Source organism: Pseudomonas sp. WS 5071 (genome assembly GCF_012985765.1).
Classification (GTDB): Bacteria; Pseudomonadota; Gammaproteobacteria; order Pseudomonadales; family Pseudomonadaceae; genus Aquipseudomonas; species Aquipseudomonas lundensis_A.
On record NZ_JAAQWY010000015.1, the window covers coordinates 37,900 to 61,748 of the forward strand.

A 23,849-nucleotide genomic window follows, 5' to 3' on the forward strand; every position below is an offset into this window, starting at 1 on the left:
GCGACAGCGCTAAACAAAAAGCCCCGGCACGCGAGTGCCGGGGCTTTTTTGGTTCTGCAGAAGGGGCATCCCAGCGTGCAGTGTTTAAGCGTGAGAGGCCGATCCCTTGGGGCTCAGCCTCTGGTGGGTGCGATACGTCAGAACAGGTCGATCGGGGCGCCATCTTCAGCGGGCAGCGGGCTGCCCGGTGCAACGCCATTGCCCAGCTCGCTGTTGGACGGTGGCGTGTCTTCACTTTTGAACAGTTCAAAGTACGCACCCGGTGTGCCCGGTGACGCGACGCGGCCGCTGATTGGGTCAACCCGCAGGCTGAGAATTCCTTCGGGCTCGGCCTGGGTATGAGCCGGTTTGCCTTTCAGCGCGCCACCCATGTAGTTGATCCAGATCGGCAGCGCTACCGTGCCGCCATATTCACGGCGTCCAAGACTTTCGGGCTGGTCGAAACCGGTCCATACCGTGGTCACGTAATCTGCGTTATAGCCCGAGAACCACGCATCCTTGGATTCGTTGGTCGTACCGGTTTTACCGGCCAGATCAGTGCGGCCCAGTGACAAGGCGCGACGGCCGGTACCGAGCTTGATCACGTCCTGCAGCATGCTGGTCAGGATATACGTGGTGCGCCCGTCGACGATGCGCTCGGCCACGGCCTGGGTTTCAGTCGTTGGCAGGCCCGGCGCGACATTGATCGTGTCGATGGTCAGTTCTTCGGCTTCAGGCGGTACATCCTTGCTGGCGTTTTTCGGTACGCTCGGCGGGTTGGCCACGAACAGGGTCTCGCCGTTACGGCTTTCTATCTTGTCGATCAGGTAAGGCGTGATTTTGTAACCGCCGTTGGCAAAGGTGCTCCAGCCCATGGCGATCTCCATGGGCGTCAAGGTCGCGGTCCCCAGCGCCAGCGACAGGTTGCGCGGCAAGTCCTGTTTGCTGAAACCAAATTTGCTGATGTAGTCGACGGTCTTGTCGACGCCCAGGCTCTGCAGCAGGCGGATAGACACCAGGTTGCGCGACTTGTACAGCGCTTCGCGAACACGGATAGGGCCGAGGAACGTGTTGTTGTCGTTTTTCGGCCGCCAGACTTTGTCCTGGTAGTCGTCAACAAATACGATGGGCGCATCGTTCACCAGCGTGGCAGCGGTATAGCCGTTATCCAGTGCCGCGCTGTAAATGAAAGGCTTAAAGCTCGAACCCGGCTGACGCTTGGCCTGCATTGCACGGTTGTAGTTGCTCTGCTCAAACGCGAAACCGCCCACCAATGCGCGGATAGCCCCATTGTTCGGGTCAAGTGAGACCAGCGCGCCTTGTACTGTCGGCACCTGGCTGAACTTGAAACTGCCATCGGGTTGTGGCTGGACGCGAATCAGATCGCCCACCTGCGCCACGTCGGCTGGCTGCTTGGGCATCGGGCCCATGCTGTTGGTGTTCAGGAAGCGTCGTGCCCACTTCATGCTGTCCCAGCTCACGCGGCCTTCACCCGTGCGGGTCAGGACGTGCAGGCCATCTTTGTCGACCTCGGTCACGATGGCAGGCTCAAGCCCGCTAATCGGGCGCTGCTTGGCCAGCTCTTGCTTCCATACGGCCAGCGTCTTGCCCGGGAAGCGTGATTCAGGGCCGCGATAGCCGTGGCGCTGGTCGTAGGTAATCAGCCCGTCTTCGACAGACTTGTTGGCCAGTTCCTGCAAGTCGCTCGGCACCGTGGTGGTGACGCGATAACCTTCTGTGTAGGCCTCGCTGCCATAACGACCGACCATTTCGGCGCGGGCCATCTCGGCAATGTAAGGGGCGTTCACTTCCGGTGTCGGCACGTGATAACTGGCGTTGACCGGCTCGGCAATGGCAGCTTCGTAGCTGGCCTGATCGATTTTGCCCAACTTGTACATGCGGCCCAGAATCCAGTCGCGGCGCTCTTTGCTGCGCACCGGGTTAGCCAGCGGGTTGAAGCGCGAGGGGGCTTTGGGCAGGCCTGCGATCATGGCCATTTGCGCCAGGCTCAAATCGCGGATCGATTTGCCGTAATACACCTGGGCGGCCGATTCGATGCCGTAGGCGCGATTACCCAGATAAATCTTGTTCACGTACAGCTCAAGGATTTCGTCCTTGGTCAGCTCGCGTTCGATTTGCAGTGCCAACAGGATTTCGTTGGTTTTGCGGGAAAAGCTCCGCTCACTGGATAGGAAATAGTTCTTCGCCACCTGCATCGTGATGGTGCTACCACCCGATTGTATGTGTCCGCTTTTTACCAACTGGGTGGCGGCACGCATCAGGCTGCTGGGGTCGACCCCGTAATGATTGGCGAAGTTGTCATCTTCAGCCGACAGTAAGGCATTAATGAAATTGGGGGGAATGTCGGCGAACTTGATCGGAGAGCGGCGCATTTCGCCAAACTCTGCAATCAACTTGCCGTCGCTGGTGTAGACCCGCAAAGGAATCTGCAACTGGATGCTTCTCAACGACTCTACAGACGGCAAGCCAGGACTAAGATAGAGAAACGCGCCGCTTAACCCGAGCACGAGCCCGCAGATCACAGCAACGAATGACCACCCGAAAAACTTCAGCAGACGAATCAAGGCTTTTGGATTTCCAGATTAAGAAATGGGTTGCACGTCAGGGTTGTGCGCAGGCGCGCCGGGTCGACAATGCGGAAAAAAACGCCCGGCATTATAAGCATTTTTCGGTCATGGGCGTCAGGGACCTCATGTCGGAACGGATTATGAACGGATCTCATTTTTCACCCTCCGTAAGCCACGGATTGCATTAGGGAAAATAGCTGTGCCCGGATTGTTCACAAAAAAACCTCAGCGTTACGCGGGTGTCGAGGTTGGACCAGACTCGATCAATATCGTCGAATTAAGCCGCTCACGCAGTGGCTATCAGCTTGAAGCCTATGCCATGGAGCCCTTGCCAGTCATGCCGTTGCACGATCTGACAGGTCTTACGGCAAAAAGTGTCGCGCAGGTTGTGTCTATCGCGTTGAACAAAGCGGGCATACAGGCACGCAGCGCTGCGATATCAATGCCCGACACGCAGGTGATTTGCAAAATCATCGAGGTGGAACCGGGCCTGAGCGAGCAGGACCTCGAACTGCATGTGCGCCTTGAGGCCGAACAGTACGTTCCGTATGACCTTGATGACGCCGCACTTGATTTCCAAGTGCTGGGGCCTTCACTCGAGAACCCGCACCGCATCAGCGTGTTGCTGGCTGTGTGCCGCCAGCAAGCGCTTGAATGGCATCAATCGGTGCTGGCGGGTGCCGGCTTGCAGGCGAAGGTCATTGAGGTGCGCGATCACGCCCATGCCCGGGGCGTGCAATGGTTGAGTGGCTTGCCCGGTTATCAGCCTGACAACCCGCTTGCCGGGGTGAACGTGAATCCTCGCCTCGCACCCGAAGCGCTCTTCTGCGATGCTGCGCAGCTGTTGACAGCCTGTGGTCTGGCCTTGAGGGGGTTCGATTGATGGCGCGAATCAATTTGTTGCCATGGCGTGAGTGGCTGCGCGAAAAGCGTCGCAAAAGGTATGTGGGCATGCTGGTGGCGTTGCTGGTGGTGACGGCTGCCGGGTTGTTTGTGCTGGATCATTTCGTCGACCGCGCTGTGGAGCGACAGTTGGCGCGTAATGATCTGATCCGAAGTTCAATGGTCCAACTGGATGGACGTGCGCAGCAGATCGATCAGTTAAAAGTGCGCCGTGAGCAATTGTTGGAGCGCATGCAAACCATCGAAACACTGCAAGGCAATCGCTCCGGCAGCAGCATCGTGTTCGATCAACTGGCGCGCAGTTTGCCGGAAGGTGTGTATTTCACCGACGTGAAGATGGTCGAACGCACCATTGCGATTACGGGGGTGGCGCAGTCCACTGCACTGGTTGCCGAGTTGATGCGCAATCTGGACGCCTCCCATTGGCTGGAGGCTCCCACGCTGATTGAGGTGCGGGCCAAAGATGGGCAGGGGGACAGCCAGGCACGGTTATTTCAGATGACCGTGCTGCAATCCCAAAACGGCCATGATGGCGGGCAGTTTTGATGGGCGCGCAATGGCTGGAGAGCCTGCGTACTTTTGACCTGCAAGAATTGAATCTCAAACACGCCGGGATGTGGTCGCCCCGGCGTAAAGCAGTCGTGGCAGCGGGTCTCGTGGCGCTGCTTCTGCTGACGGGGTATGGGCTCTGGCTGAAGCCGGGGCTGGCCCGGTTCCATGAGCAGCGCAATGCCGAGCCCGAACTCACTGCTCAATTGGCGACCCGTGCCCGTGAGGCTGCGTCACTGGTTGACCATCACCGGCATCTTGAAGCGCTACAAGTGGCCTTCGACGATGTAATGCGGCAACTGCCGCGTCAATCCCAAGTGCCGGGTTTGCTGGACGAAGTGTCCCGGCTCGCCCAGAACAGCGGCCTGATCATCGAACAGATCCAGTGGCTGCCTGAAACACTACAACCCGTTTATAGCGAACTTCCCCTGCAATTGATGGTGGTGGGCGGGTATCACGACCTTGGGGTTTTTCTCAGTGGTATTGCGGATTTACCCCGGATCGTCACCGTGCATGATTTCACCCTGACGGCAGCCACCCCGGCAGCGAATGGCCCATTGCGCATGACGTTACTGGCCAAAACCTATCGCGCCAATGATCAAGGACTGATCCCGTGAGAGTGATGTATCGATGTGTGCTGGCCGGTGCGCTGGCAAGCCTCGCGGGTTGCGACAATCCGCAGGGTATTGAGACGCTGGAGCGTGAACTGCATGCGCTTCAAGCCATTGATGGCATTCCCGTGCCCCCCCCTGCCAACCCGTGTGCAGCACCGAGCGTTTATCTACGAAGCCACTGCACTGCGCAGCCCTTTTCAGGGGGCGTTCGGGGTGGAAGGGGCTCGCTGGCAGGTGAGTGATGCAGACCACAGTGACCATGAGGGACGCAGCAAAAGCGTTTTGGAAGACATTGATCTTGAGCAGTTCGAGATGGTTGGCACCCTGTCGGACCTGTATCAGGACAACGTCCTGTTACGCGCCAAGGGTGTCGTGCATCGTTTGCAGTCCGGTGACTATTTGGGTCGTCATAACGGCCGGATTGTCGCGCTTAACCCGCAGCACGTTGAAGTGTTTGAAGTGATTTCTGATGGTCGGGGCGGTTGGCTGGAAAGAACCCTGACGATTCCTTTGAAACAGCAGTCTTAACGGAAATAAACCATGAAAAGGATTTTCCCGGTCTGTGGACTGGCGCTATGGAGTGCGCTGAATTCACAGGCAGTGTTGGCCAGTGCGCCTTTGATACTCCCTGATGCGTCGACGCCTTGGGTTGTTCAGCCTGAGCAGGCCAAGGCTCAAACCTACGAGGGCGACCTGCTGTCGCTCAACTTTCTGGACATTGAAGTGCGCACGGTGCTGCAGATTCTTGCGGACTTTACCCGGTTCAACCTGGTGGTCAGCGATGGCGTTGAAGGCAATGTCACGCTCAACCTGCAAGACGTGCCCTGGGATCAGGCGCTGGACCTGGTACTCAAAAGCAAAGGCCTGGATAAACGCATGGAAGGCAATGTGATGTTGATTGCGCCAGCGGATGAAATAGCCGCCCAGGCGCGTCAGGCGCTGGAGGCACGTAACCAGATAGCCGACCTTGCCCCCTTGCGTCGGGAGGTGGTGCAGGTCAATCACGCCAAGGCTGCGGACATCGCCAAGCTGTTTCAGTCTGCGACCGGCCATGCCTCAGGCGTGGAAGGGCAAGGCTCGATCACTGTGGATGAGCGCACTAACCACATCATCGCGTTCCAGACTGCCGAGCGGCTCGGCGAACTACGGCGCATCGTGGCGCAACTGGATGTACCCATGCGTCAGGTGATGATTGAGGCGCGTATTGTCGAAGCAGGGGTAGATTTTGAAAAGAAACTGGGCGTGCGATGGGGTGGCGAGATTCGTAATGCGGGCAATTGGAAAGCAGGAGGCATCAACAAGCCCGTTGTAGAGGGCGCCGCTGAAGTCAGCGCACCGTTCGTTGACTTGGGCGTTGCCAATCACACCTCAGGGTTGGGCATCGCTTTCATCACCAACAATGTCTTGCTGGACCTCGAATTGAGCGCCATGGAAAAGACGGGCAATGGCGAAATCATCTCGCAGCCCAAGGTGGTTACTTCTGACAAGGAGACCGCAAAAATTCTGAAGGGCACTGAAATTCCCTATCAGGAATCCACCTCCAGCGGCGCCACCTCCGTGTCGTTCAAAGAAGCCTCGCTGTCACTGGAAGTGACCCCGCAGATCACACCGGACAACAGCATCCTCATGCAGGTGGTGGTGACAAAAGACGAGCCGGACTACATGAACATGGTCAACAACGTACCGCCCATCAAGAAGAACGAAGTGCGCGGGAGGGTGCTGGTCAAAGACGGAGAAACCATCGTGATTGGGGGCGTGTTCTCAAATACGCAAAGCAACGTGGTAGATAAAGTGCCATTTTTGGGCGATCTGCCGTATGTTGGCCGACTTTTCCGTCGGGACCTTGTCCTCGAAAAAAAATCCGAGCTGCTGGTGTTCTTGACTCCGCGTATCATGAACGACCTGGCGATTGCTGCGAGTCATTGATTCTGTGCGAAATTTGATTCTTGTTGGGCCGATGGGCGCGGGTAAAAGCACCATTGGACGTTTGCTGGCCAAGGAACTGCGGCTGCCGTTCAAAGATTCCGACAAGGAAATCGAACTGCGCACCGGCACGAATATCCCGTGGATCTTCGATAAAGAAGGTGAGGCGGGGTTTCGTGATCGTGAGACGGCCATGATTAAAGCGTTGTGCCATGAAGATGGCATTGTGCTCGCAACTGGGGGCGGGGCCGTGATGCGGCCTGAAAACCGTAAGTTCCTGCATGCAGGTGGGCGCGTGGTGTATCTGCATGCTTCCATCGAGCAGCAGGTGGCGCGTACGTCGCGCGATCGTAATCGCCCCCTGTTGCGCAATGCGAATCCGGAGAAAATCCTGCGCGATCTGCTGGCCATTCGTGATCCGCTTTATCGTGAAATCGCCGATGTGGTGGTCGAAACCGATGAACGGCCGCCGCGGATGGTGGTTTTGGACATTTTGGAGCGTCTGGCCCAGCTTCCTCCTCGTTAAAGCTTGGTACAAAATGCGCTATCCTCGGCGCCGGTCCTGCCCGCAAGCGGTATGACCCAAAGCTACTGGGCAGCGTCCCCACCGGCGCTGCCAACACTTGATAATTGCGAAACAGGGCGCCAGCCGTCCTTTTTCAATGCGGGGATTCATGCAGACACTGAAGGTTGATCTAGGCGAGCGCAGCTACCCGATTCATATTGGCGAGGGTTTATTGGATCAGCCTGAGCTGCTGGCGCCGCACATCGCCGGGCGCCAGGTGGCAATTGTGACCAACGAAACCGTAGCGCCTCTGTATCTCGAGCGTCTGACCCGCAGCCTGGCGGCTTATTCGGTGCTGCCGATCATTCTTCCCGATGGCGAATCATTCAAAAATTGGGAAACCCTGCAGCTGATTTTCAATGGCTTGCTCACGGCGCGCCATGATCGGCGCACCACGGTCATTGCACTGGGTGGTGGCGTGATCGGTGACATGGCCGGTTTTGCCGCATCGTGTTACCAGCGCGGGGTCGACTTCATTCAGGTGCCGACCACTTTGCTGTCGCAAGTGGATTCGTCCGTAGGCGGCAAAACCGGCATCAATCACCCGCTGGGCAAAAACATGGTGGGCGCGTTTTACCAGCCAAATCTGGTACTCATCGACACCACCAGCCTGAACACCTTGCCAGCACGCGAACTGTCGGCAGGGCTGGCGGAAGTGATCAAGTACGGCCTGATTTGCGACGAGCCTTTTCTGACCTGGCTGGAAGAAAACGTTGACGCCTTGCGCGCCCTGGATCAGGCCGCGCTGACCACGGCCATTCAGCGTTCCTGCGCAGCCAAGGCCGCCGTGGTGGGTGCCGATGAACGTGAGTCGGGCGTGCGCGCCACCCTCAACCTGGGCCACACCTTTGGCCATGCCATCGAAACCCACATGGGCTACGGGGTATGGTTGCATGGAGAGGCTGTGGCGGCTGGCACGGTGATGGCGCTGGAGATGTCGGCGCGTCTGGGCTGGATCACCGAGGCCGAACGTGACCGTGGCATTCGCCTGTTCCAGCGTGCGGGTCTGCCGGTGGTGCCGCCCACCGAGATGACGCCTGCCGATTTCATGGAACACATGGCAATAGATAAAAAAGTGATCGACGGCCGCTTGCGCCTGGTGCTGTTACGCCGCATGGGCGAAGCCACAGTGACCGACGATTATCCACAAGAGGTTCTACAGGCCACGCTGGGTGCGGATTACCGCGCGCTGGCTCAGCTCAAAGGTTAATAAGATCCCGATGACTAGTTTGCATGCCGACGAGGCGTTTCTCGGTCACTTTCAACTCAACCACGACCCCTTTGCTCCACGGGTGCCAGGGTTCAAGTTCTTCCCGGCCCAGCGCAAGCCGGTGCTGGGGCAGTTGCACCACCTCGCCCGTTACAGCCAGCTGCTGCTGGTAGTCACCGGGCCTGAAGGCAGCGGCAAGACGTTGTTGCGTCAGGCGCTGGTCGCCAGCACCAACAAACAGTCGGTGCAAAGTGTCGTGGTTTCAGCGCGTGGCGCCGGTGATGCGGCCGGTGTGATGCGCCAGATTGCGCAAACCCTGAATGTCGCCAACCCCGACATCGGCTCAATTCTGGCGCAAGTGGTGCAACTGGCCCTGACCGGCCAGGAAGTTTACTTGCTGATCGATGATGCCGAGCAGCTTGACGACTCGGCGCTCGAAGCCCTGCTGGCGCTGGCGGCCGGGACGCCTGAAGGCCGACCGCATGTGTTCCTGTTTGGCGAGCCTTCGATGATCGCCGGTCTTGAGCAGCTCAGCGCGGACGAAGAGCGCTTCCACGTCATCGAATTGCAGCCGTATAGCGAAGAAGAGACCCGCGAATACCTGGCGCAGCGTCTTGAAGGCGCCGGGGCCGGAATCGAACTCTTGAGCGCGCAACAGATCTCAGATATTCACGAGAGCTCCGACGGCTGGCCTGGGAACATCAACCAGGTTGCCCGCGATGCAATGATCGAAGCCATGATTGCCAGCCGCACTGCGGTCAAGCGTCCAAGTATGGGGTTCAACATGCCGAAAAAACACGTATTGGCCATTGGTGCCGTAGTGGTAGTGGCCGTCGCCGCTGCCATCCTGATTCCGGGTCGCGGCAAAACGCCGACCACCCCAAATGCTGAACAGGCCCAGTTGCCGCTGGGGCAAGCCGCGCCGAATGCTGGCGCTAACCCGTCGGTAGATTTCGCCGGTTCTTCGCAGCCCATGCCGCTGCCGCTGGTCGGTCAGTCGCAGCCGGTGATGCGCGGTCCGCTGGCCGAGGCGGCCGGTGGTATTTCTGAAGGCGATGACGGTGGCGTGCCTGCGGTTGAAGGGGGCGCTGATGTGCCACCTACCGTGACCACCACGGCACCACCTGTCGGCGTTCCTGCGGGCGCTGAGCCCGTGCCGGCACCTGCTCCGGCACCACGTCCGGTACAGCAAGCGCCAGTGGCTGCGGCCAAGCCGACCCCCGCCCCGACCCCGGCTGCCAAGCCAACCCCTGCGCCTGTGGCCAAACCCGCAGCCAAACCGGCAGATAAACCCGTCACCCTGGCCAAGGCCGCACCGGGCAGCAGCTGGTACTCCAGCCAGCCAGCGGGCAACTATGTGGTGCAGATCGTCGGCACCAGCTCTGAAGCCTCTGCGCAAAATGTCGTCAAAGAAGTGGGCGGTGAATCGCGCTACTTCAAAAAAATGCTTAACGGCAAACCGTTGTATGTCGTGACCTACGGCAATTTCCCAAGCCACGCCGCGGCCACTGCCGCCATCAAGAACTTGCCAGCGAAGATTCAGGCTGGTAAACCTTGGCCTCGCACTGTCGCCAGCGTCCAACAAGAACTGGCAGCAGCTCGCTGATGCTCCGGCGACCTTACCCAGGTCGCCGTGCTTCACACCTAACATTCCTGCTTGAGCATGCGGCTTTTTGGCCGTGTGCCTTGTGGTGTCTGCGCCTTGTGGCGGTCAACATCAAAAATGTTTTGACTAGCACAAGTAATCTCTTTAAACCTTTCACAAATGCGACACGAATTTACGGTTAATCGCCGCTTAATTTGTGGGCGTTTCTGGCGGTGTGTAGAATGACCACCCTTTTGCCCCTGCCAAGCTGGCGTACGTTCAGCGCGGGAAGCAAGTGGTTGAATTAAAAAGAAATTTGCCCCTTTTTGGGGCAGCCTGGTGAGAAAGTGTCTATGAAAGCAGGTCTGTACCACCCCGACGAATTCAAGGATAACTGTGGTTTCGGCCTGATTGCCCACATGCAGGGCGAACCCAGTCATACCCTTCTACAAACAGCCATTGAGGCACTGACCTGCATGACCCACCGCGGTGGGATCAACGCAGACGGCAAGACCGGCGACGGTTGTGGCCTGCTGATTCAAAAACCTGATCTGTTCTTGCGTGCAGTCGCCAAGCAACAGTTCGGCAGCGATTTGCCCAAGCAATACGCGGTCGGCATGGTGTTTTTCAACCAGGACCCGATCAAGGCCGAAGCGGCCCGCAACAACATGAACCGCGAAATCCTTGCGGCCGGCCTGCAATTGGTGGGCTGGCGCAAGGTGCCCATCGACACCAGCGTGCTGGGTCGTCTGGCGCTGGAGCGTTTGCCGCAGATTGAACAGGTGTTCATCGCCGGTGAAGGCCTGAGCGATCAGGACATGGCGATCAAGTTGTTCAGCGCACGTCGTCGTTCGTCAGTAACCAATGCTGCCGACACCGACCATTACATCTGCAGTTTTTCCCACAAGACCATCATTTATAAAGGCCTGATGATGCCGGCGGACCTCACCGCCTTTTATCCGGACCTCAGTGACGAGCGCCTGCAAACCGCCATCTGTGTGTTTCACCAGCGCTTCTCCACCAACACCTTACCGAAATGGCCGCTGGCCCAGCCGTTCCGCTTTCTCGCCCATAACGGCGAGATCAACACCATCACGGGCAACCGCAACTGGGCATTGGCCCGTCGCACCAAGTTTGCCAACGACCTGATCGGTGATCTGGACGAACTCGGCCCGCTGGTTAACCGCGTGGGCTCTGACTCCTCAAGCATGGACAACATGCTGGAATTGATGGTCACCGGCGGCATCGACCTGTTCCGTGGCGTGCGCATGCTGATTCCGCCTGCCTGGCAAAACGTAGAAACCATGGACCCCGACCTGCGGGCGTTCTATGAGTACAACTCCATGCACATGGAGCCGTGGGACGGCCCGGCAGGTGTGGTGATGACCGACGGCCGCTACGCCGTCTGCCTGCTCGACCGCAACGGCCTGCGCCCGGCGCGCTGGGTCACGACCACCAACGGCTACATCACCATCGCCTCGGAAATCGGCGTGTGGAACTACCAGCCTGAAGACGTGATCGCCAAAGGCCGCGTAGGGCCGGGCCAGATTCTGGCTGTCGACACCGAAACCGGTCAGGTGCTGGACACCGACGCCATCGACAACCGCCTGAAGTCGCGTCATCCGTATAAGCAATGGCTGCGCAAGAATGCCCTGCGCATCCAGGCCACCATCGATGACCACGACCACGGTTCGGCGTTCTACGACGTCGATCAGCTCAAGCAATACATGAAGATGTATCAGGTCACGTTCGAAGAACGCGATCAGGTGCTGCGCCCACTGGGCGAGCAGGGCTACGAAGCGGTCGGCTCCATGGGCGATGACACGCCAATGGCCGTGCTGTCCCAGCGCGTGCGTACGCCGTACGACTACTTCCGCCAGCAATTTGCGCAGGTCACCAACCCGCCCATTGACCCGCTGCGCGAAGCCATCGTCATGTCGCTGGAAATCTGCCTGGGTGCAGAGCGCAACATTTTCCAGGAATCCCCTGAACACGCCTCGCGCGTGATCCTCAGCTCGCCGGTCATCTCGCCTGCCAAATGGCGCTCGTTGATGAACCTCGACCTGCCGGGCTTTGAGCGTCAGATCATCGACCTCAATTACGACGAGAGCCTCGGGCTCGAAGCGGCTGTGCGCAACATCGCGGATCAGGCCGAAGAGGCTGCCCGCGCGGGCCGTACGCAAATTGTCCTCAGTGACCGTCATATCGCGCCAGGCAAGTTGCCGGTTCACGCTTCGCTGGCGGTCGGCGCGGTTCACCACCGCTTGACAGAAAAAGGCCTGCGGTGTGACAGCAACATCCTGGTCGAAACCGCGACCGCCCGTGACCCGCATCACTTTGCGGTGCTGATCGGCTTTGGTGCGTCGGCGGTGTATCCGTTTTTGGCCTACGAAGTACTGGGCGATCTGATCCGCACAGGCGAAGTGTTGGGCGACCTTTACGAGGTGTTCAAGAACTACCGCAAAGGCATCACCAAAGGCCTGCTCAAAATCCTTTCGAAGATGGGTATTTCGACCATCGCGTCGTACCGCGGCGCGCAGTTGTTCGAAGCCATCGGCTTGTCTGAAGAAATCTGCGAGCTGAGCTTCCGTGGCGTGCCGAGCCGCCTTAAGGGTGCACGTTTTGTCGACCTTGAAGCCGAGCAAAAACTGCTGGCCGCCGAAGCCTGGAGCGCGCGTAAGCCGATCCAGCAAGGCGGGCTGCTCAAATACGTGCATGGCGGCGAATACCACGCCTACAACCCGGACGTGGTTGCTACCCTGCAAGCCGCTGTGCAGCAGGGCGACTACAACAAGTTCAAGGAATACACGTCACTGGTCGACAAGCGCCCGGTGTCGATGATCCGCGACCTGTTGCAGGTCAAAACACTCGATACGCCGCTGGCCATCGAAGAGATTGAACCGCTGGAATCCATCCTCAAGCGTTTCGACTCTGCCGGTATCTCGCTGGGCGCATTGTCGCCCGAGGCGCACGAAGCGTTGGCTGAAGCCATGAACCGGTTGGGCGCACGTTCCAACTCCGGTGAAGGCGGTGAGGACCCGGCGCGGTACGGCACGATCAAGAGCTCGAAAATCAAGCAAGTGGCCACTGGCCGTTTCGGTGTCACGCCGGAATATCTGGTCAACGCCGAAGTGCTGCAAATCAAGGTAGCCCAGGGCGCCAAACCGGGTGAGGGCGGGCAACTGCCGGGCGGCAAGGTCAATGGCCTGATCGCCAAGCTGCGTTATGCCGTACCGGGCGTGACCTTGATTTCGCCTCCGCCGCACCACGACATCTATTCGATCGAAGACTTGTCGCAGCTGATCTTTGACCTCAAGCAGGTCAATCCCAAAGCGCTGGTCTCGGTCAAGTTGGTGGCGGAAGCCGGGGTCGGCACGATTGCAGCCGGTGTGGCCAAGGCCTATGCCGACCTGATCACCATTTCCGGTTATGACGGCGGCACCGGTGCTTCGCCGCTGACCTCCATCAAATACGCGGGCGCACCGTGGGAACTGGGGCTGGCTGAAACCCACCAGACCCTGCGCGGCAACGACCTGCGCGGCAAAGTGCGGGTACAAACCGACGGCGGCCTGAAAACCGGCCTCGATGTGATCAAAGCGGCAATCCTGGGTGCTGAAAGCTTCGGCTTCGGCACCGCGCCAATGATCGCCCTGGGCTGCAAATACCTGCGAATCTGCCACTTGAACAACTGCGCCACGGGTGTGGCGACGCAGAACGAATCCCTGCGTAAAAACCACTACATCGGCACTGTCGACATGGTGGTCAATTTCTTCACCTATGTGGCCGAAGAAACCCGCGAGTGGCTTGCCAAGCTCGGCGTGAGCAGCCTTGAACAGTTGATCGGTCGTACCGACCTGCTGGACATCCTGCCGGGCGAAACCGCCAAGCAGCATCACCTCGACCTGACCCCGTTGCTGGGCAGCGACCACGTGCCTGCCGACAAGCCGCAGTTCTGCGAGGTGGACCGCAACCCGCCGTTCGACAAAGGCCTGCTGGCCGAGAAAATGCTCGACATGGCACGCCCGGCGATCAACGACCTGAGCGGTGCCGAGTTTGAACTCGATATCTGCAACTGCGACCGTTCGATTGGCGCGCGGATCTCCGGTGAAATCGCCCGTACCCATGGCAATCAGGGCATGGCCAAGGCACCGATCACGTTCCGCTTCAAAGGGACGGCAGGTCAGAGCTTTGGTGTGTGGAACGCCGGTGGTTTGAACCTCTACCTGCAAGGCGACGCCAACGACTACGTAGGCAAAGGAATGACTGGCGGCAAGCTGGTAATCGTGCCGCCGACTGGCAGCGTCTACAAAACCCAGGACAGTGCGATCATCGGCAACACCTGCCTGTACGGCGCCACGGGCGGCAAGTTGTTTGCCGCTGGTACGGCGGGCGAGCGTTTCGCTGTGCGCAACTCGGGCGCCCACACCGTTGTGGAAGGCACGGGCGACCATTGCTGCGAATACATGACGGGCGGCTTTGTCTGCGTACTGGGCAAAACCGGTTACAACTTCGGTTCGGGCATGACCGGCGGTTTCGCCTACGTGCTGGATCAGGACAACACGTTCGTTGACCGGGTGAACCACGAGCTGGTTGAAATCCAGCGCATCAGCGGCGAAGCGATGGAAGCCTACCGCAACCACCTGCAACACGTGCTGGACGAATACGTCGAGGAAACCGACAGCGAGTGGGGCCGCAACCTCTCGGAAAACCTTGATGATTACCTGCGTCGTTTCTGGATGGTCAAGCCCAAGGCTGCCAGCTTGAAATCGTTGCTTTCCAGCATCCGTGCCAACCCGCAGTGATATGCGCCTGAAGAGTGTGATGAGGTTTTAACCATGGCTGAACGTCTGAGTAACGACTTCCAGTTCATCGATGTCGGGCGCAAAGATCCGAAGAAGAAACTGTTACGTCAACGCAAAAAAGAGTTCGTGGAAATCTACGAACCGTTCAAACCCCAGCAGTCAGCCGAGCAGGCTCACCGTTGCCTGGGTTGCGGTAACCCGTACTGTGAATGGAAATGCCCTGTGCATAACTTCATTCCCAACTGGCTCAAACTGGTGGCCGAGGGCAACATCCTCGCCGCCGCCGAGCTGTCGCACCAGACCAACACCCTCCCTGAAGTGTGCGGCCGGGTGTGCCCGCAAGACCGTCTGTGCGAGGGGGCCTGCACCCTAAACGACGGTTTTGGCGCAGTGACCATCGGTTCGGTCGAGAAGTACATCACCGACACCGCTTTCGCCATGGGCTGGCGCCCGGACATGTCCAAGGTCGTGCCCACCGGCAAGCGCGTAGCCATTATTGGCGCCGGGCCTGCGGGCCTGGGCTGCGCTGACGTATTGGTACGTGGCGGCGTAACCCCGGTGGTTTTTGACAAGAACCCGGAAATCGGCGGTCTGCTGACCTTCGGTATTCCCGAGTTCAAACTCGAAAAAACCGTGCTCAGCCACCGCCGTGAAGTCTTTACCGGCATGGGGATCGAGTTCCGCCTCAACACCGAAATCGGCAAAGACATCAGCATGCAACAGCTGCTGGACGAGTACGACGCGGTCTTCATGGGCATGGGCACCTACACCTACATGAAAGGTGGCTTTGCCGGTGAAGACCTGCCAGGCGTGCACGATGCGCTGGACTTCCTGATTGCCAACGTCAACCGCAACCTGGGCTTTGAAAAGTCGCCGGACGATTTCGTCGACATGAAAGGCAAAAGGATCGTGGTTCTCGGGGGCGGTGACACGGCCATGGACTGCAACCGCACCTCCATCCGCCAAGGCGCCAAGTCCGTGACCTGTGCGTACCGTCGTGACGAAGCCAACATGCCGGGTTCGCGTAAAGAGGTGAAAAACGCCAAGGAAGAAGGCGTGAAGTTCCTCTACAACCGTCAGCCAATTGCCATTGTGGGCGAAGGTCGGGTGGAAGGCGTGAAAGTGGTCGAAACGCGTCTGGGTGAGCCTGATGCCCGTGGGCGCCGCAGCCCTGAGCCGATTCCGGGTTCTGAAGAGATCATCCCGGCGGATGCCGTGATCATCGCGTTCGGATTTCGCCCGAGCCCGGCACAGTGGTTTGAACAATTCGACATCCAGACCGACAGCCAGGGCCGCGTCATTGCGCCCGAGCAGTCGTCGTTCAAACACCAGACCAGCCACCCGAAGATCTTCGCCGGTGGTGACATGGTGCGTGGATCAGACCTCGTAGTGACCGCAATCTTTGAGGGCCGTACAGCGGCCGAAGGGATTCTGGATTACCTGGGCGTCTGACCCGGCATTCACCTGCCCCTTTCTCTGCGGGAGAGGGCGCGGGTTGAGGGAAAAGTGCTCGCCCTTGCGCGTCAAATCGCCTCGATAGATAAAAGGCACGGCTCTTGCCGTGCCTTTTGTGTCCGTCTCTGAGAAAATGCCCGCACTTTTTTTCCGGATGCTGACATGACTGATCTCAAGAATGACCGTTTCCTTCGCGCTTTGCTCAAGCAACCCGTTGACGTAACGCCTGTGTGGATGATGCGTCAGGCCGGTCGCTACTTGCCGGAATACCGTGCCAGCCGCGCCAAGGCCGGTGATTTCATGAGCCTGTGCAAGAACGCCGAGTTCGCGTGCGAAGTCACCATGCAGCCTCTGGACCGCTTCCCGCAGCTTGATGCGGCGATCCTGTTCTCCGACATTCTGACCATTCCGGATGCCATGGGGCAGGGGTTGTATTTTGAAACTGGCGAAGGCCCACGCTTCAAAAAGGTGGTCAGCACCCTGGCCGACATCGAAGCTTTGCCGATTCCGGACCCGCAAAAAGACCTCGGTTACGTAATGAACGCGGTCAGCACCATCCGCAAGGAACTCAACGGCCGCGTGCCACTGATCGGTTTCTCCGGTAGCCCGTGGACGCTGGCCACCTACATGGTCGAAGGCGGCTCGTCCAAAGACTTCCGCAAAACCAAAGCCATGCTCTACGACACCCCTCAAGCGATGCATTTGCTGCTCGACAAGCTGGCGCAGTCGGTGACGTCGTACCTTAACGGCCAGATCCTGGCGGGCGCACAAGCGGTGCAGATCTTCGACACGTGGGGCGGCAACCTGTCCTCGGCGGCCTATCAGGAGTTCTCCCTGGCCTACATGCGCAAAATCGTCAGCGGCCTGATCCGTGAACATGAAGGCCGTAAAGTGCCGGTCATCCTGTTCACCAAAAACGGCGGCCTGTGGCTCGAAAGCATTGCCGACGCAGGTGCGGACGCATTGGGTCTGGACTGGACCTGCGACCTGGGCGAAGCCCGCCGTCGCGTTGGCAACAAAGTTGCCTTGCAGGGCAACATGGACCCGACCGTGCTGTACGCCAACCCGGAAGCCATCCGCACTGAAGTCAAACGTATTCTGGCCAGCTACGGCAAGGGTTCTGGGCACGTGTTCAACCTCGGTCATGGCATCACGCCTGAAGTGAAACCCGAACACGCTGGCGCCTTTATCAGCGCAGTGCACGAGTTCTCGGCGCAATACCACGTTTAAGTATTTCGCTAACTTCCAATGCCCGGCTAATGCCGGGCATTTTTGTTAGTGGTGACTTTGGAATGCAGTGCCGATGTGGGCGTACATATAAATAGCGCTGATTGCATTAAAGTCATGGATTAAAAACTTCAAAGCCTAAGACTTTTCCTACTTGAAATAGCGTGACCGCTTACAGATTAATCGTTGTAAGACGGTAAAATCTCCCACCTCTCGGGTAGGTGTTGACTGAACTTAAACTGCAATTAAGGAAAATATTGAAGGAATTTTCTTTGTGTTATGTAGTTTTGGTTTTGAGCGGTAAATGTTCATCGTGTTGAGTTATTCGTGGTCGTGCATTGAATATATGCGCGCCATTTTTTGTCTTAATAATAATTAAGAGGGGATTTAATATGATGTCTTCACGCTCCAGGTCTTTGACGTTGACCGGCTGCGTTTCTTCGTTAACGCTGATGGCGGCGATGTTTGCATCGCAGCAAGTAGCGGCGCATGGCTATATGGACAGCCCGCCTTCCCGCGCTTACGCCTGCAAGCAAAAGCTGAATGCAAACTGCGGCCCCGCCGAATATGAGCCTCAAACCGTTGGCGAAGCGCCTAAAGGCTTTCCGGCATTGGGCCCGGCTGATGGCAAGATTGCCAGTGGCGAAAACGCCATGTTTGCAGCGATGGATGCCCAGTCCCCGGATCGCTGGCATTTGACCGAAATCAGCGACCGCAATACCGAGTTCAGCTGGTTTTTCACAGCGGCCCACAAAACCACCAAGTGGGAATACTTCATTACCAAAACCGGCTGGAACCCCAACCTGCCGCTGACCCGTGATGCCTTCGAGCTGACGCCGTTCTGCAGCGTAGAGGGCGGCGGCGCTGTGCCGATCGAAGGTGCGGCGGGTGGCAATGGCCAGATCAAGCAGAAGCACGCGTGCACCATTCCGGGCGATCGTAGCGGCCATCACATCATCTTGGGTGCCTGGACAGTTGATGACACCGGCGCATCGTTCTACGACGTTGTTGACGTGAATGTCACGGCCGAAGCCGAGCACGAGCCCGACCCTGATGGCTGGAAGCGTGTCAGTGAGCTGGCCCCAACCCAGGCACTGTTGCCAGGTGATTCGGTCAAGGCTCGTGCGTTTACCGGGAGCTCCGAAAGCGCTGAGTACAGTTTCTCGGTAGGCATCGATTCGGTTGAAGAAGGCAAGCCGCAAAACTGGTCGCTCAAATTGGCTCAGGCAATCAATGCGGCTGACAAATCGGTGCGTGCAGGCATTCGTAATGCTGAAGGCAACATTGAACCGATCAAGGGCACCAACATCTTCTACGTTAAACCGGAAACGGGCGTGACCAGCTATCAAATGCTGACCACCATGGTTCCGGACCCTGCTGCGTACATGCATGTGCATGACGTTAAACCGGAGTATGCGCTGGAAAAAGGCAAAGGCAATGTAGGCTTCACATTGATGACCAACAAGGATATCAACGTTGATGCCACCGTTTACGATGCCAACAACAAATCCGTCGGCACCGTCAAACAGACCCTGAATGCATCCACCGAACAAGTCATTGTCCCTGTGATTAGCGCACCGGGCGTGCATACCTTGAAGTTGATCGCCAGCAGCCAGGACGGTCGTGAAAACTTCCAGGAAGCCAAGTCCCTTAACCTGACGGGCGATGGCGCCGAGCACGACTTCGATGCTGTATTCCCTGAAGGTATGAAGGACTACAAGGCAGGGATTAAAGTGTTGCATCCACGAACCAATAAGGTCTACGAGTGCAAGCCTTTCCCTTTCTCCGGGTATTGCTCTCAGTATTCGAAGACGGCCAATGGCTTTGAGCCGGGTGTCGGATCGAATTGGGCTGATGCCTGGACGGAACTGAAGTAAAGCGGTTGAAGACCGGGCCGTTTTACAAGGCGGCCTGGTCTTCTTATTCGCGATTAAGATGAAAGAGAGCGAGAATTTTTTTAAATTTTCGAGGCTGACGCTGTGAATCATTCGACGTATTCATATTTACAGAAATGGTTACATGCTATTTCGATGATTATTAGTGCGTGGTTGATGTCGTCGGGGTATTACGCGGCGTTGATATCCCGTTCCGTAGACGTTAAAGGTGCCATCAGTACTTTTAATGTCGCGTTGGCCACCCTGTTTGCTCCTGTGTTCTTTTTTCGAATGTATTTATCGTTCGGTCAAGGGTACGCCGATGTTTTCAGATCAGGAGATGCCATGCGTTATGCGGCGTTTCTTGTTCACAACCTGATGTATTTAACGACCTGCGTCGTCATCGTCTCGGGATTTCTGATGATGAATCGCGAGATCGATATATTCGGCCTGTTTTACCTGCCTGCCGTAATAACAGACCTGCAACTACGTGGATGGTTTTCCTTTTCTCATACCTGGGGCTGTTACGTATTGGCGCTGCTGCTGGTCGTGCATGTCGCGGCGGTCATCAAGCATCAACTTGCTGGCAAATTGATTCTCAAGGGCATGTTTTCCTAAGCCTTTCCACGTGTCGACACATCAATGACAGCTCATACAGCATGCGGACGGTCAACGTTGGGTAGTTCAGCATTCGTTTTTACCCGTTCCTTTCGGCTGGTCCTGAGGGCTTGTCTGGTAGCGTTGCCTTTGAGTGCAGGAGGCTGGCATCTCTGGCAAGAGTGGTCGTATCGCATGTCATTACCCGACCTGATCGTTTTGAAACCTCTTGAAGCCGCCGCCCCTTTGACACCGGTTGCGTTCAGCCCGGATGCCATCGCGACGGTACTGGGCTTTGCACCACAAGGCGCAGCTGTGCGTAGCGCCGAGGCCCTGACGCTGCGCGCGAGCCTGGTTTCCAGCGAGGGACAGTCCCGTGCGCTATTGGCGGGTGCCAACGAGGCTCGTTTCTACGGGGTGGGCGAACGCTTGCCGGGCGGCAGTGTTTTACGCCGTATTGAAGTGTCCCGCGTGGTGCTTTGGCGCAATGGCCGGGAAGAAAGCCTGGTTCTCGAATCCGCCGGGCAGTACCTGCTGCCGGTCACACGTGCTGATGCCCCCAAGGCGCAGCCCGCTTCCACTTATTTGCGGCCCGTTGCCGAACAACCTTAGAGACTCACCATGAACAGGCCAGACAGGTTCGGCATCGGCCGCTTCTTACTGCGTAGCACGCTTTGCACCGCGCTTTTTTTCGCAAGCACGACGCTCGCTCAAGAGCAATCGTGGCAACTGGCGATGAAAGACGCCGAGTTACGCGATGTGGTACAGCAAATGTCCAGTGTGCTGGGCGCTACGGTTGTGCTCGACCCGCGTGTCCAGGGGCGCATTACTGTGATCTCTGATCAGCCACTCAATCGTGAAGGCGTGCGCAACTTGTTCTACGCGGTGCTGGAGGCCCAAGGCTTTGCCGTGGTCGATCAGGGTGAGCGTTTATTGATAATTCCGGCAGCTGACGCCAAAACCCGGGCCAGCACTGCCGACACCCGGCAAGCGCTGAATGAGGAATTTGTTACCCAAGTTATTGAATTGAACACCAGCGTCGCCGCCGATTTGTCCGGGTTGCTGCGGCCACTTGTGTCTAACAATGGCTATGTCGGGCCTTCGACATCAGCCAATGCGCTGATCGTCACTGACACGGCGAGCAATATCGAGCGTATTGCCCAGTTGGCCAGACAACTGGACGCCGGCGGGCAGTTCGGGCATTCGGTTATTGAGCTGCGCCATGGCCTGGCCAGCGACATTGCGGGCGTGATCGAGAAAACCCTCGACAAAAAGAACACCGGTGGCGGTCAAGTGATTGCTGACAGCAGTTCCAATCGTCTGGTGATTATCGGCACGGAGCCGGTGCGCATGCGCTTGAATACCCTGGCCCACTCGCTGGATAAGCCCGCCACAATCAAGCAAGAAAATGCACGCGTGATTCGTCTGCGTCACAGCGATGCGAAACAGCTGGCCGAGGTGTTGGCGGCTGTCGGGCAGGGCGTACAGCAAAATGCTCCGCTGGGGGGCGCGACACCCGCTGTGACTCAACGCGAAGCAATGGTGGCGGCTGATATCAGCCAGAACGCACTGGTCATCATGGCCGACCCGGCACAGGTGCGTTCGCTGGAGGCCATCGTCAAACAACTCGATCAGCCTCGCTCACAGGTCTTGATCCATGCCGCCATTGTTGAAATCTCTGGCGACATTACCAAAACCCTTGGCGTGCAATGGGGCGTGAACACCGGCGCTGGTCAAGGCGCGATCACCTTCCCGGGGACCAATATTCAAATCGGCCAACTCTCCGATAGCAACGCGCAGTTGCCTGAAGGGGCGGTCTTGCAGATCGGCAGCGATCGGTTTAATGCCTTGATTTCTGCACTGGCCAGCGATGCCAACAACAATGTGTTGTCCACCCCGAGCCTGCTTACCCTGGACAATCAGGAAGCCGAAATTCTGGTCGGGCAAAACGTACCCTTCAAGACCAGCAGCTACGTTCCGCCCAGCGAGGGTTCGCAAACCCCGGTCACCAACTTCACCCGTCAAGACATCGGCATCAGCCTCAAGATCAAGCCGCACATCAATGACGGTTCTTCATTGCGCCTGGAAGTCGAGCAAGAGAGTTCCGAGCTTGCCCCTTCGCTCGAAGGTTCCAGCGACCTGATCACCAACAAGCGGAAACTCAAGAGCACCATCCTGGCCGAGGACGGTGAAATCATCGTGATCGGCGGTCTGATTAAAGACAGCGTGCGCACCCAAGTCAGCGGCGTACCGCTCTTGCGCAGCATCCCGTATCTGGGGGCGCTGTTTCGCTGGAACAAAGACACCCAGACTAAAACCAATTTGATGGTCTTCCTGCGCCCGACCATCGTGCGCAGCAAGGAAGACATTCACGGCCTGAGCCAAAAGAGCTACGACGCGTTGCGCTCACTCAGCCAGCCTGAAGCCAAAGCCAACAACACGTTGCTGCTGCCCCGCGATCCGCAACAGCTGTTTGACGGCAACCTGTCGACGCCTGCCCAGCCATGAGCGAATCCACTCCACGTTTGCCGTTCAGTTTTGCGCGGCGTTTTGGCGTCGTACTGGAGGCGGCTAGCACCCCGGCCACACTGTTGATGCGCAGTGACACCCCGTTGAGCGTAGTGGCCGAAGTGCGGCGCAAGGTCGCCACAGCGCTGGTGCTCAAGCGGGTGTCGGACGCCGAGTTCAATACCGCGCTGGCCAGTACCTACAGCGCAGGTCAGAGCGCCGCCGAGCAAGTCGCGCTTGGCCTGGACAGTGAGCTGGACCTGATGAGCGTGGCCGAACAGGTGCCGCAAACTGCCGACTTGCTGGAGCAGGAAGGGGACGCCCCGATCATCCGTCTGATCAACGCGTTGCTGCGCGAAGCCATGCGTGAGAAAGCTTCCGACGTGCACCTCGAAACGTTTGAACATTACCTGTCGGTGCGCATGCGCATTGATGGTCAACTGCGCGAAGTGCTCAGGCCAAAGCGTGAACTGGCCAATTTACTGGTGTCGCGCATCAAAGTTATGGCCCGGCTGGACATCGCTGAAAAGCGCGTCCCGCAAGATGGCCGTATCAGTTTGCGCCTGGCCGGTCATGAAGTGGATGTACGCGTCTCGACCTTGCCTTCGTCCCACGGCGAACGGGTCGTGATGCGATTGCTCGACAAACAGGCGGGCCGACTGGACCTCCAATGCCTGGGCATGCCCGCCGATACGCTTGCCTGCTTTGAGCAGGTGCTGGCCCGTCCCCACGGGATTTTCCTGGTGACGGGGCCGACCGGCTCGGGCAAAACCACCAGCCTGTATGCCGCCCTGAGCCATCTCAATCACGCTTCGCGCAACATCCTGACCGTTGAAGACCCTGTGGAGTATCACGTGCCGGGCATTGGCCAGACGCCGGTCAACACCAAGGTCGACATGACCTTTGCTCGCGGCTTGCGGGCGATTTTGCGTCAGGACCCGGATGTGGTCATGGTCGGCGAAATCCGTGACCGGGAAACCGCCGACATTGCCGTACAGGCCTCACTGACCGGGCACCTCGTGTTATCGACCCTGCACACCAACAGCGCCATCGGGGCCGTTACCCGACTGGTCGACATGGGCGTCGATGCGTTTTTGCTGGCCTCATCGCTGGTCGGGGTGTTGGCCCAGCGTCTGCTGCGCACTTTGTGCCCCGCATGCAAGGTGCCGTACACCGCCGACCCGGCTGTGTGTACACGGCTGGGGCTTGATCCGCAGGCGGCCGTGACCCTGTATCGGGCTCATGGCTGTGACCATTGCCAACAAGGGTATCGGGGGCGTATCGGGATTTACGAGTTAGTGCGGGTGACCCCGGCGTTGGCGGGCCTGATTCATCAGGGCGCCAGCGAGGCGCAGTTAACGCGCGAAGCGCGCGGGGGCTCGCTGAGCTTGTTTCAGGATGGTCAACGGCGGGTACTCGAAGGCCTCACCAGCCTTGATGAACTGCTACGCGTCACCCAGGAAGACTGAG

General features: G+C 58.2%; 17 protein-coding genes. 16 read left to right on the top strand and 1 reads right to left on the bottom strand.

Annotated elements, in window-relative coordinates; translation table 11 throughout:
• Nucleotides 1–137 precede the first annotated feature (137 nt).
• Nucleotides 138–2,561: a penicillin-binding protein 1A gene (locus HBN61_RS11235; RefSeq protein ID WP_524539076.1), complete on the bottom strand. Its 2,424-nt coding sequence runs from the start codon at nt 2,559–2,561 to the stop codon at nt 138–140.
• Nucleotides 2,562–2,766: 205 nt separating this feature from the next.
• On the opposite strand from HBN61_RS11235, the gene pilM reads away from it, so the two are divergent.
• The 16 genes from pilM to gspE all read left to right on the top strand — a co-directional run bounded on the left by pilM (nt 2,767) and on the right by gspE (nt 23,848).
• Nucleotides 2,767–3,450: a type IV pilus biogenesis protein PilM gene (gene pilM, locus HBN61_RS11240; RefSeq protein WP_094993696.1), complete on the top strand. Its 684-nt coding sequence runs from the start codon at nt 2,767–2,769 to the stop codon at nt 3,448–3,450.
• Nucleotides 3,450–4,016, top strand: coding sequence for a PilN domain-containing protein (locus HBN61_RS11245; RefSeq protein ID WP_094993695.1), 567 nt, complete (start codon nt 3,450–3,452; stop codon nt 4,014–4,016). The genes pilM and HBN61_RS11245 overlap by 1 nt, the downstream gene beginning before the upstream one ends.
• Nucleotides 4,016–4,636: a type IV pilus inner membrane component PilO gene (pilO, locus tag HBN61_RS11250; RefSeq protein ID WP_170046788.1), complete on the top strand. Its 621-nt coding sequence runs from the start codon at nt 4,016–4,018 to the stop codon at nt 4,634–4,636. Before HBN61_RS11245 ends, pilO begins: the two co-directional genes overlap by 1 nt.
• A 93-nt stretch (nt 4,637–4,729) precedes the next feature.
• Nucleotides 4,730–5,161, top strand: coding sequence for a pilus assembly protein PilP (locus tag HBN61_RS11255; protein ID WP_170046789.1), 432 nt, complete (start codon nt 4,730–4,732; stop codon nt 5,159–5,161).
• A gap of 12 nt (nt 5,162–5,173) precedes the next feature.
• Nucleotides 5,174–6,559 (top strand): type IV pilus secretin PilQ, encoded by a 1,386-nt coding sequence (locus HBN61_RS11260; RefSeq protein WP_170046790.1) that lies wholly within the window; start codon nt 5,174–5,176, stop codon nt 6,557–6,559.
• Nucleotides 6,560–6,563: 4 nt separating this feature from the next.
• On the top strand, nt 6,564–7,082 hold the full coding sequence (aroK, locus tag HBN61_RS11265; protein WP_094993727.1) for a shikimate kinase AroK: 519 nt from the start codon (nt 6,564–6,566) through the stop codon (nt 7,080–7,082).
• Between the two features lie 148 nt (nt 7,083–7,230).
• Nucleotides 7,231–8,331, top strand: coding sequence for a 3-dehydroquinate synthase (gene aroB, locus HBN61_RS11270; RefSeq protein WP_094993691.1), 1,101 nt, complete (start codon nt 7,231–7,233; stop codon nt 8,329–8,331).
• A gap of 10 nt (nt 8,332–8,341) precedes the next feature.
• Nucleotides 8,342–9,937 (top strand): AAA family ATPase, encoded by a 1,596-nt coding sequence (locus tag HBN61_RS11275; protein WP_169965856.1) that lies wholly within the window; start codon nt 8,342–8,344, stop codon nt 9,935–9,937.
• A gap of 332 nt (nt 9,938–10,269) precedes the next feature.
• Entirely contained in the window at nt 10,270–14,718 is a 4,449-nt protein-coding gene (gltB, locus tag HBN61_RS11280; RefSeq protein ID WP_170046791.1) for a glutamate synthase large subunit, read from the top strand.
• A gap of 33 nt (nt 14,719–14,751) precedes the next feature.
• Entirely contained in the window at nt 14,752–16,170 is a 1,419-nt protein-coding gene (locus HBN61_RS11285) for a glutamate synthase small subunit GltD family protein (RefSeq protein ID WP_169965861.1), read from the top strand.
• A 165-nt stretch (nt 16,171–16,335) separates the two neighbouring features.
• Nucleotides 16,336–17,403, top strand: a complete 1,068-nt coding sequence (hemE, locus tag HBN61_RS11290; RefSeq protein ID WP_047279886.1) for a uroporphyrinogen decarboxylase — start codon at nt 16,336–16,338, stop codon at nt 17,401–17,403.
• A gap of 389 nt (nt 17,404–17,792) precedes the next feature.
• Entirely contained in the window at nt 17,793–19,277 is a 1,485-nt protein-coding gene (gbpA, locus tag HBN61_RS11295) for an N-acetylglucosamine-binding protein GbpA (protein WP_170046792.1), read from the top strand.
• A gap of 102 nt (nt 19,278–19,379) precedes the next feature.
• Nucleotides 19,380–19,892 (top strand): cytochrome b/b6 domain-containing protein, encoded by a 513-nt coding sequence (locus tag HBN61_RS11300; protein ID WP_346266456.1) that lies wholly within the window; start codon nt 19,380–19,382, stop codon nt 19,890–19,892.
• Between the two features lie 174 nt (nt 19,893–20,066).
• The gene (locus HBN61_RS11305; RefSeq protein WP_094993685.1) at nt 20,067–20,483 is read left to right on the top strand and encodes a type II secretion system protein N; all 417 of its coding nucleotides are present in this window, start codon (nt 20,067–20,069) and stop codon (nt 20,481–20,483) included.
• Between the two features lie 9 nt (nt 20,484–20,492).
• The gene (gene gspD, locus HBN61_RS11310; RefSeq protein ID WP_170046794.1) at nt 20,493–22,379 is read left to right on the top strand and encodes a type II secretion system secretin GspD; all 1,887 of its coding nucleotides are present in this window, start codon (nt 20,493–20,495) and stop codon (nt 22,377–22,379) included.
• Entirely contained in the window at nt 22,376–23,848 is a 1,473-nt protein-coding gene (gene gspE, locus HBN61_RS11315; protein ID WP_169965869.1) for a type II secretion system ATPase GspE, read from the top strand. The genes gspD and gspE overlap by 4 nt, the downstream gene beginning before the upstream one ends.
• Nucleotide 23,849: the final 1 nt, after the last annotated feature.

Coding starts and splice junctions, on each gene's coding strand:
- HBN61_RS11245 (WP_094993695.1), top strand. CDS start 3,450: ATGGCGCGAATCAATTTGTTGCCATGGCGTGAGTGGCTGCGCGAAAAG.
- pilO (WP_170046788.1), top strand. CDS start 4,016: ATGGGCGCGCAATGGCTGGAGAGCCTGCGTACTTTTGACCTGCAAGAA.
- HBN61_RS11255 (WP_170046789.1), top strand. CDS start 4,730: ATGCGCTTCAAGCCATTGATGGCATTCCCGTGCCCCCCCCTGCCAACC.
- HBN61_RS11260 (WP_170046790.1), top strand. CDS start 5,174: ATGAAAAGGATTTTCCCGGTCTGTGGACTGGCGCTATGGAGTGCGCTG.
- aroB (WP_094993691.1), top strand. CDS start 7,231: ATGCAGACACTGAAGGTTGATCTAGGCGAGCGCAGCTACCCGATTCAT.
- HBN61_RS11275 (WP_169965856.1), top strand. CDS start 8,342: ATGACTAGTTTGCATGCCGACGAGGCGTTTCTCGGTCACTTTCAACTC.
- gltB (WP_170046791.1), top strand. CDS start 10,270: ATGAAAGCAGGTCTGTACCACCCCGACGAATTCAAGGATAACTGTGGT.
- HBN61_RS11285 (WP_169965861.1), top strand. CDS start 14,752: ATGGCTGAACGTCTGAGTAACGACTTCCAGTTCATCGATGTCGGGCGC.
- hemE (WP_047279886.1), top strand. CDS start 16,336: ATGACTGATCTCAAGAATGACCGTTTCCTTCGCGCTTTGCTCAAGCAA.
- gbpA (WP_170046792.1), top strand. CDS start 17,793: ATGATGTCTTCACGCTCCAGGTCTTTGACGTTGACCGGCTGCGTTTCT.
- HBN61_RS11305 (WP_094993685.1), top strand. CDS start 20,067: ATGTCATTACCCGACCTGATCGTTTTGAAACCTCTTGAAGCCGCCGCC.
- gspD (WP_170046794.1), top strand. CDS start 20,493: ATGAACAGGCCAGACAGGTTCGGCATCGGCCGCTTCTTACTGCGTAGC.
- gspE (WP_169965869.1), top strand. CDS start 22,376: ATGAGCGAATCCACTCCACGTTTGCCGTTCAGTTTTGCGCGGCGTTTT.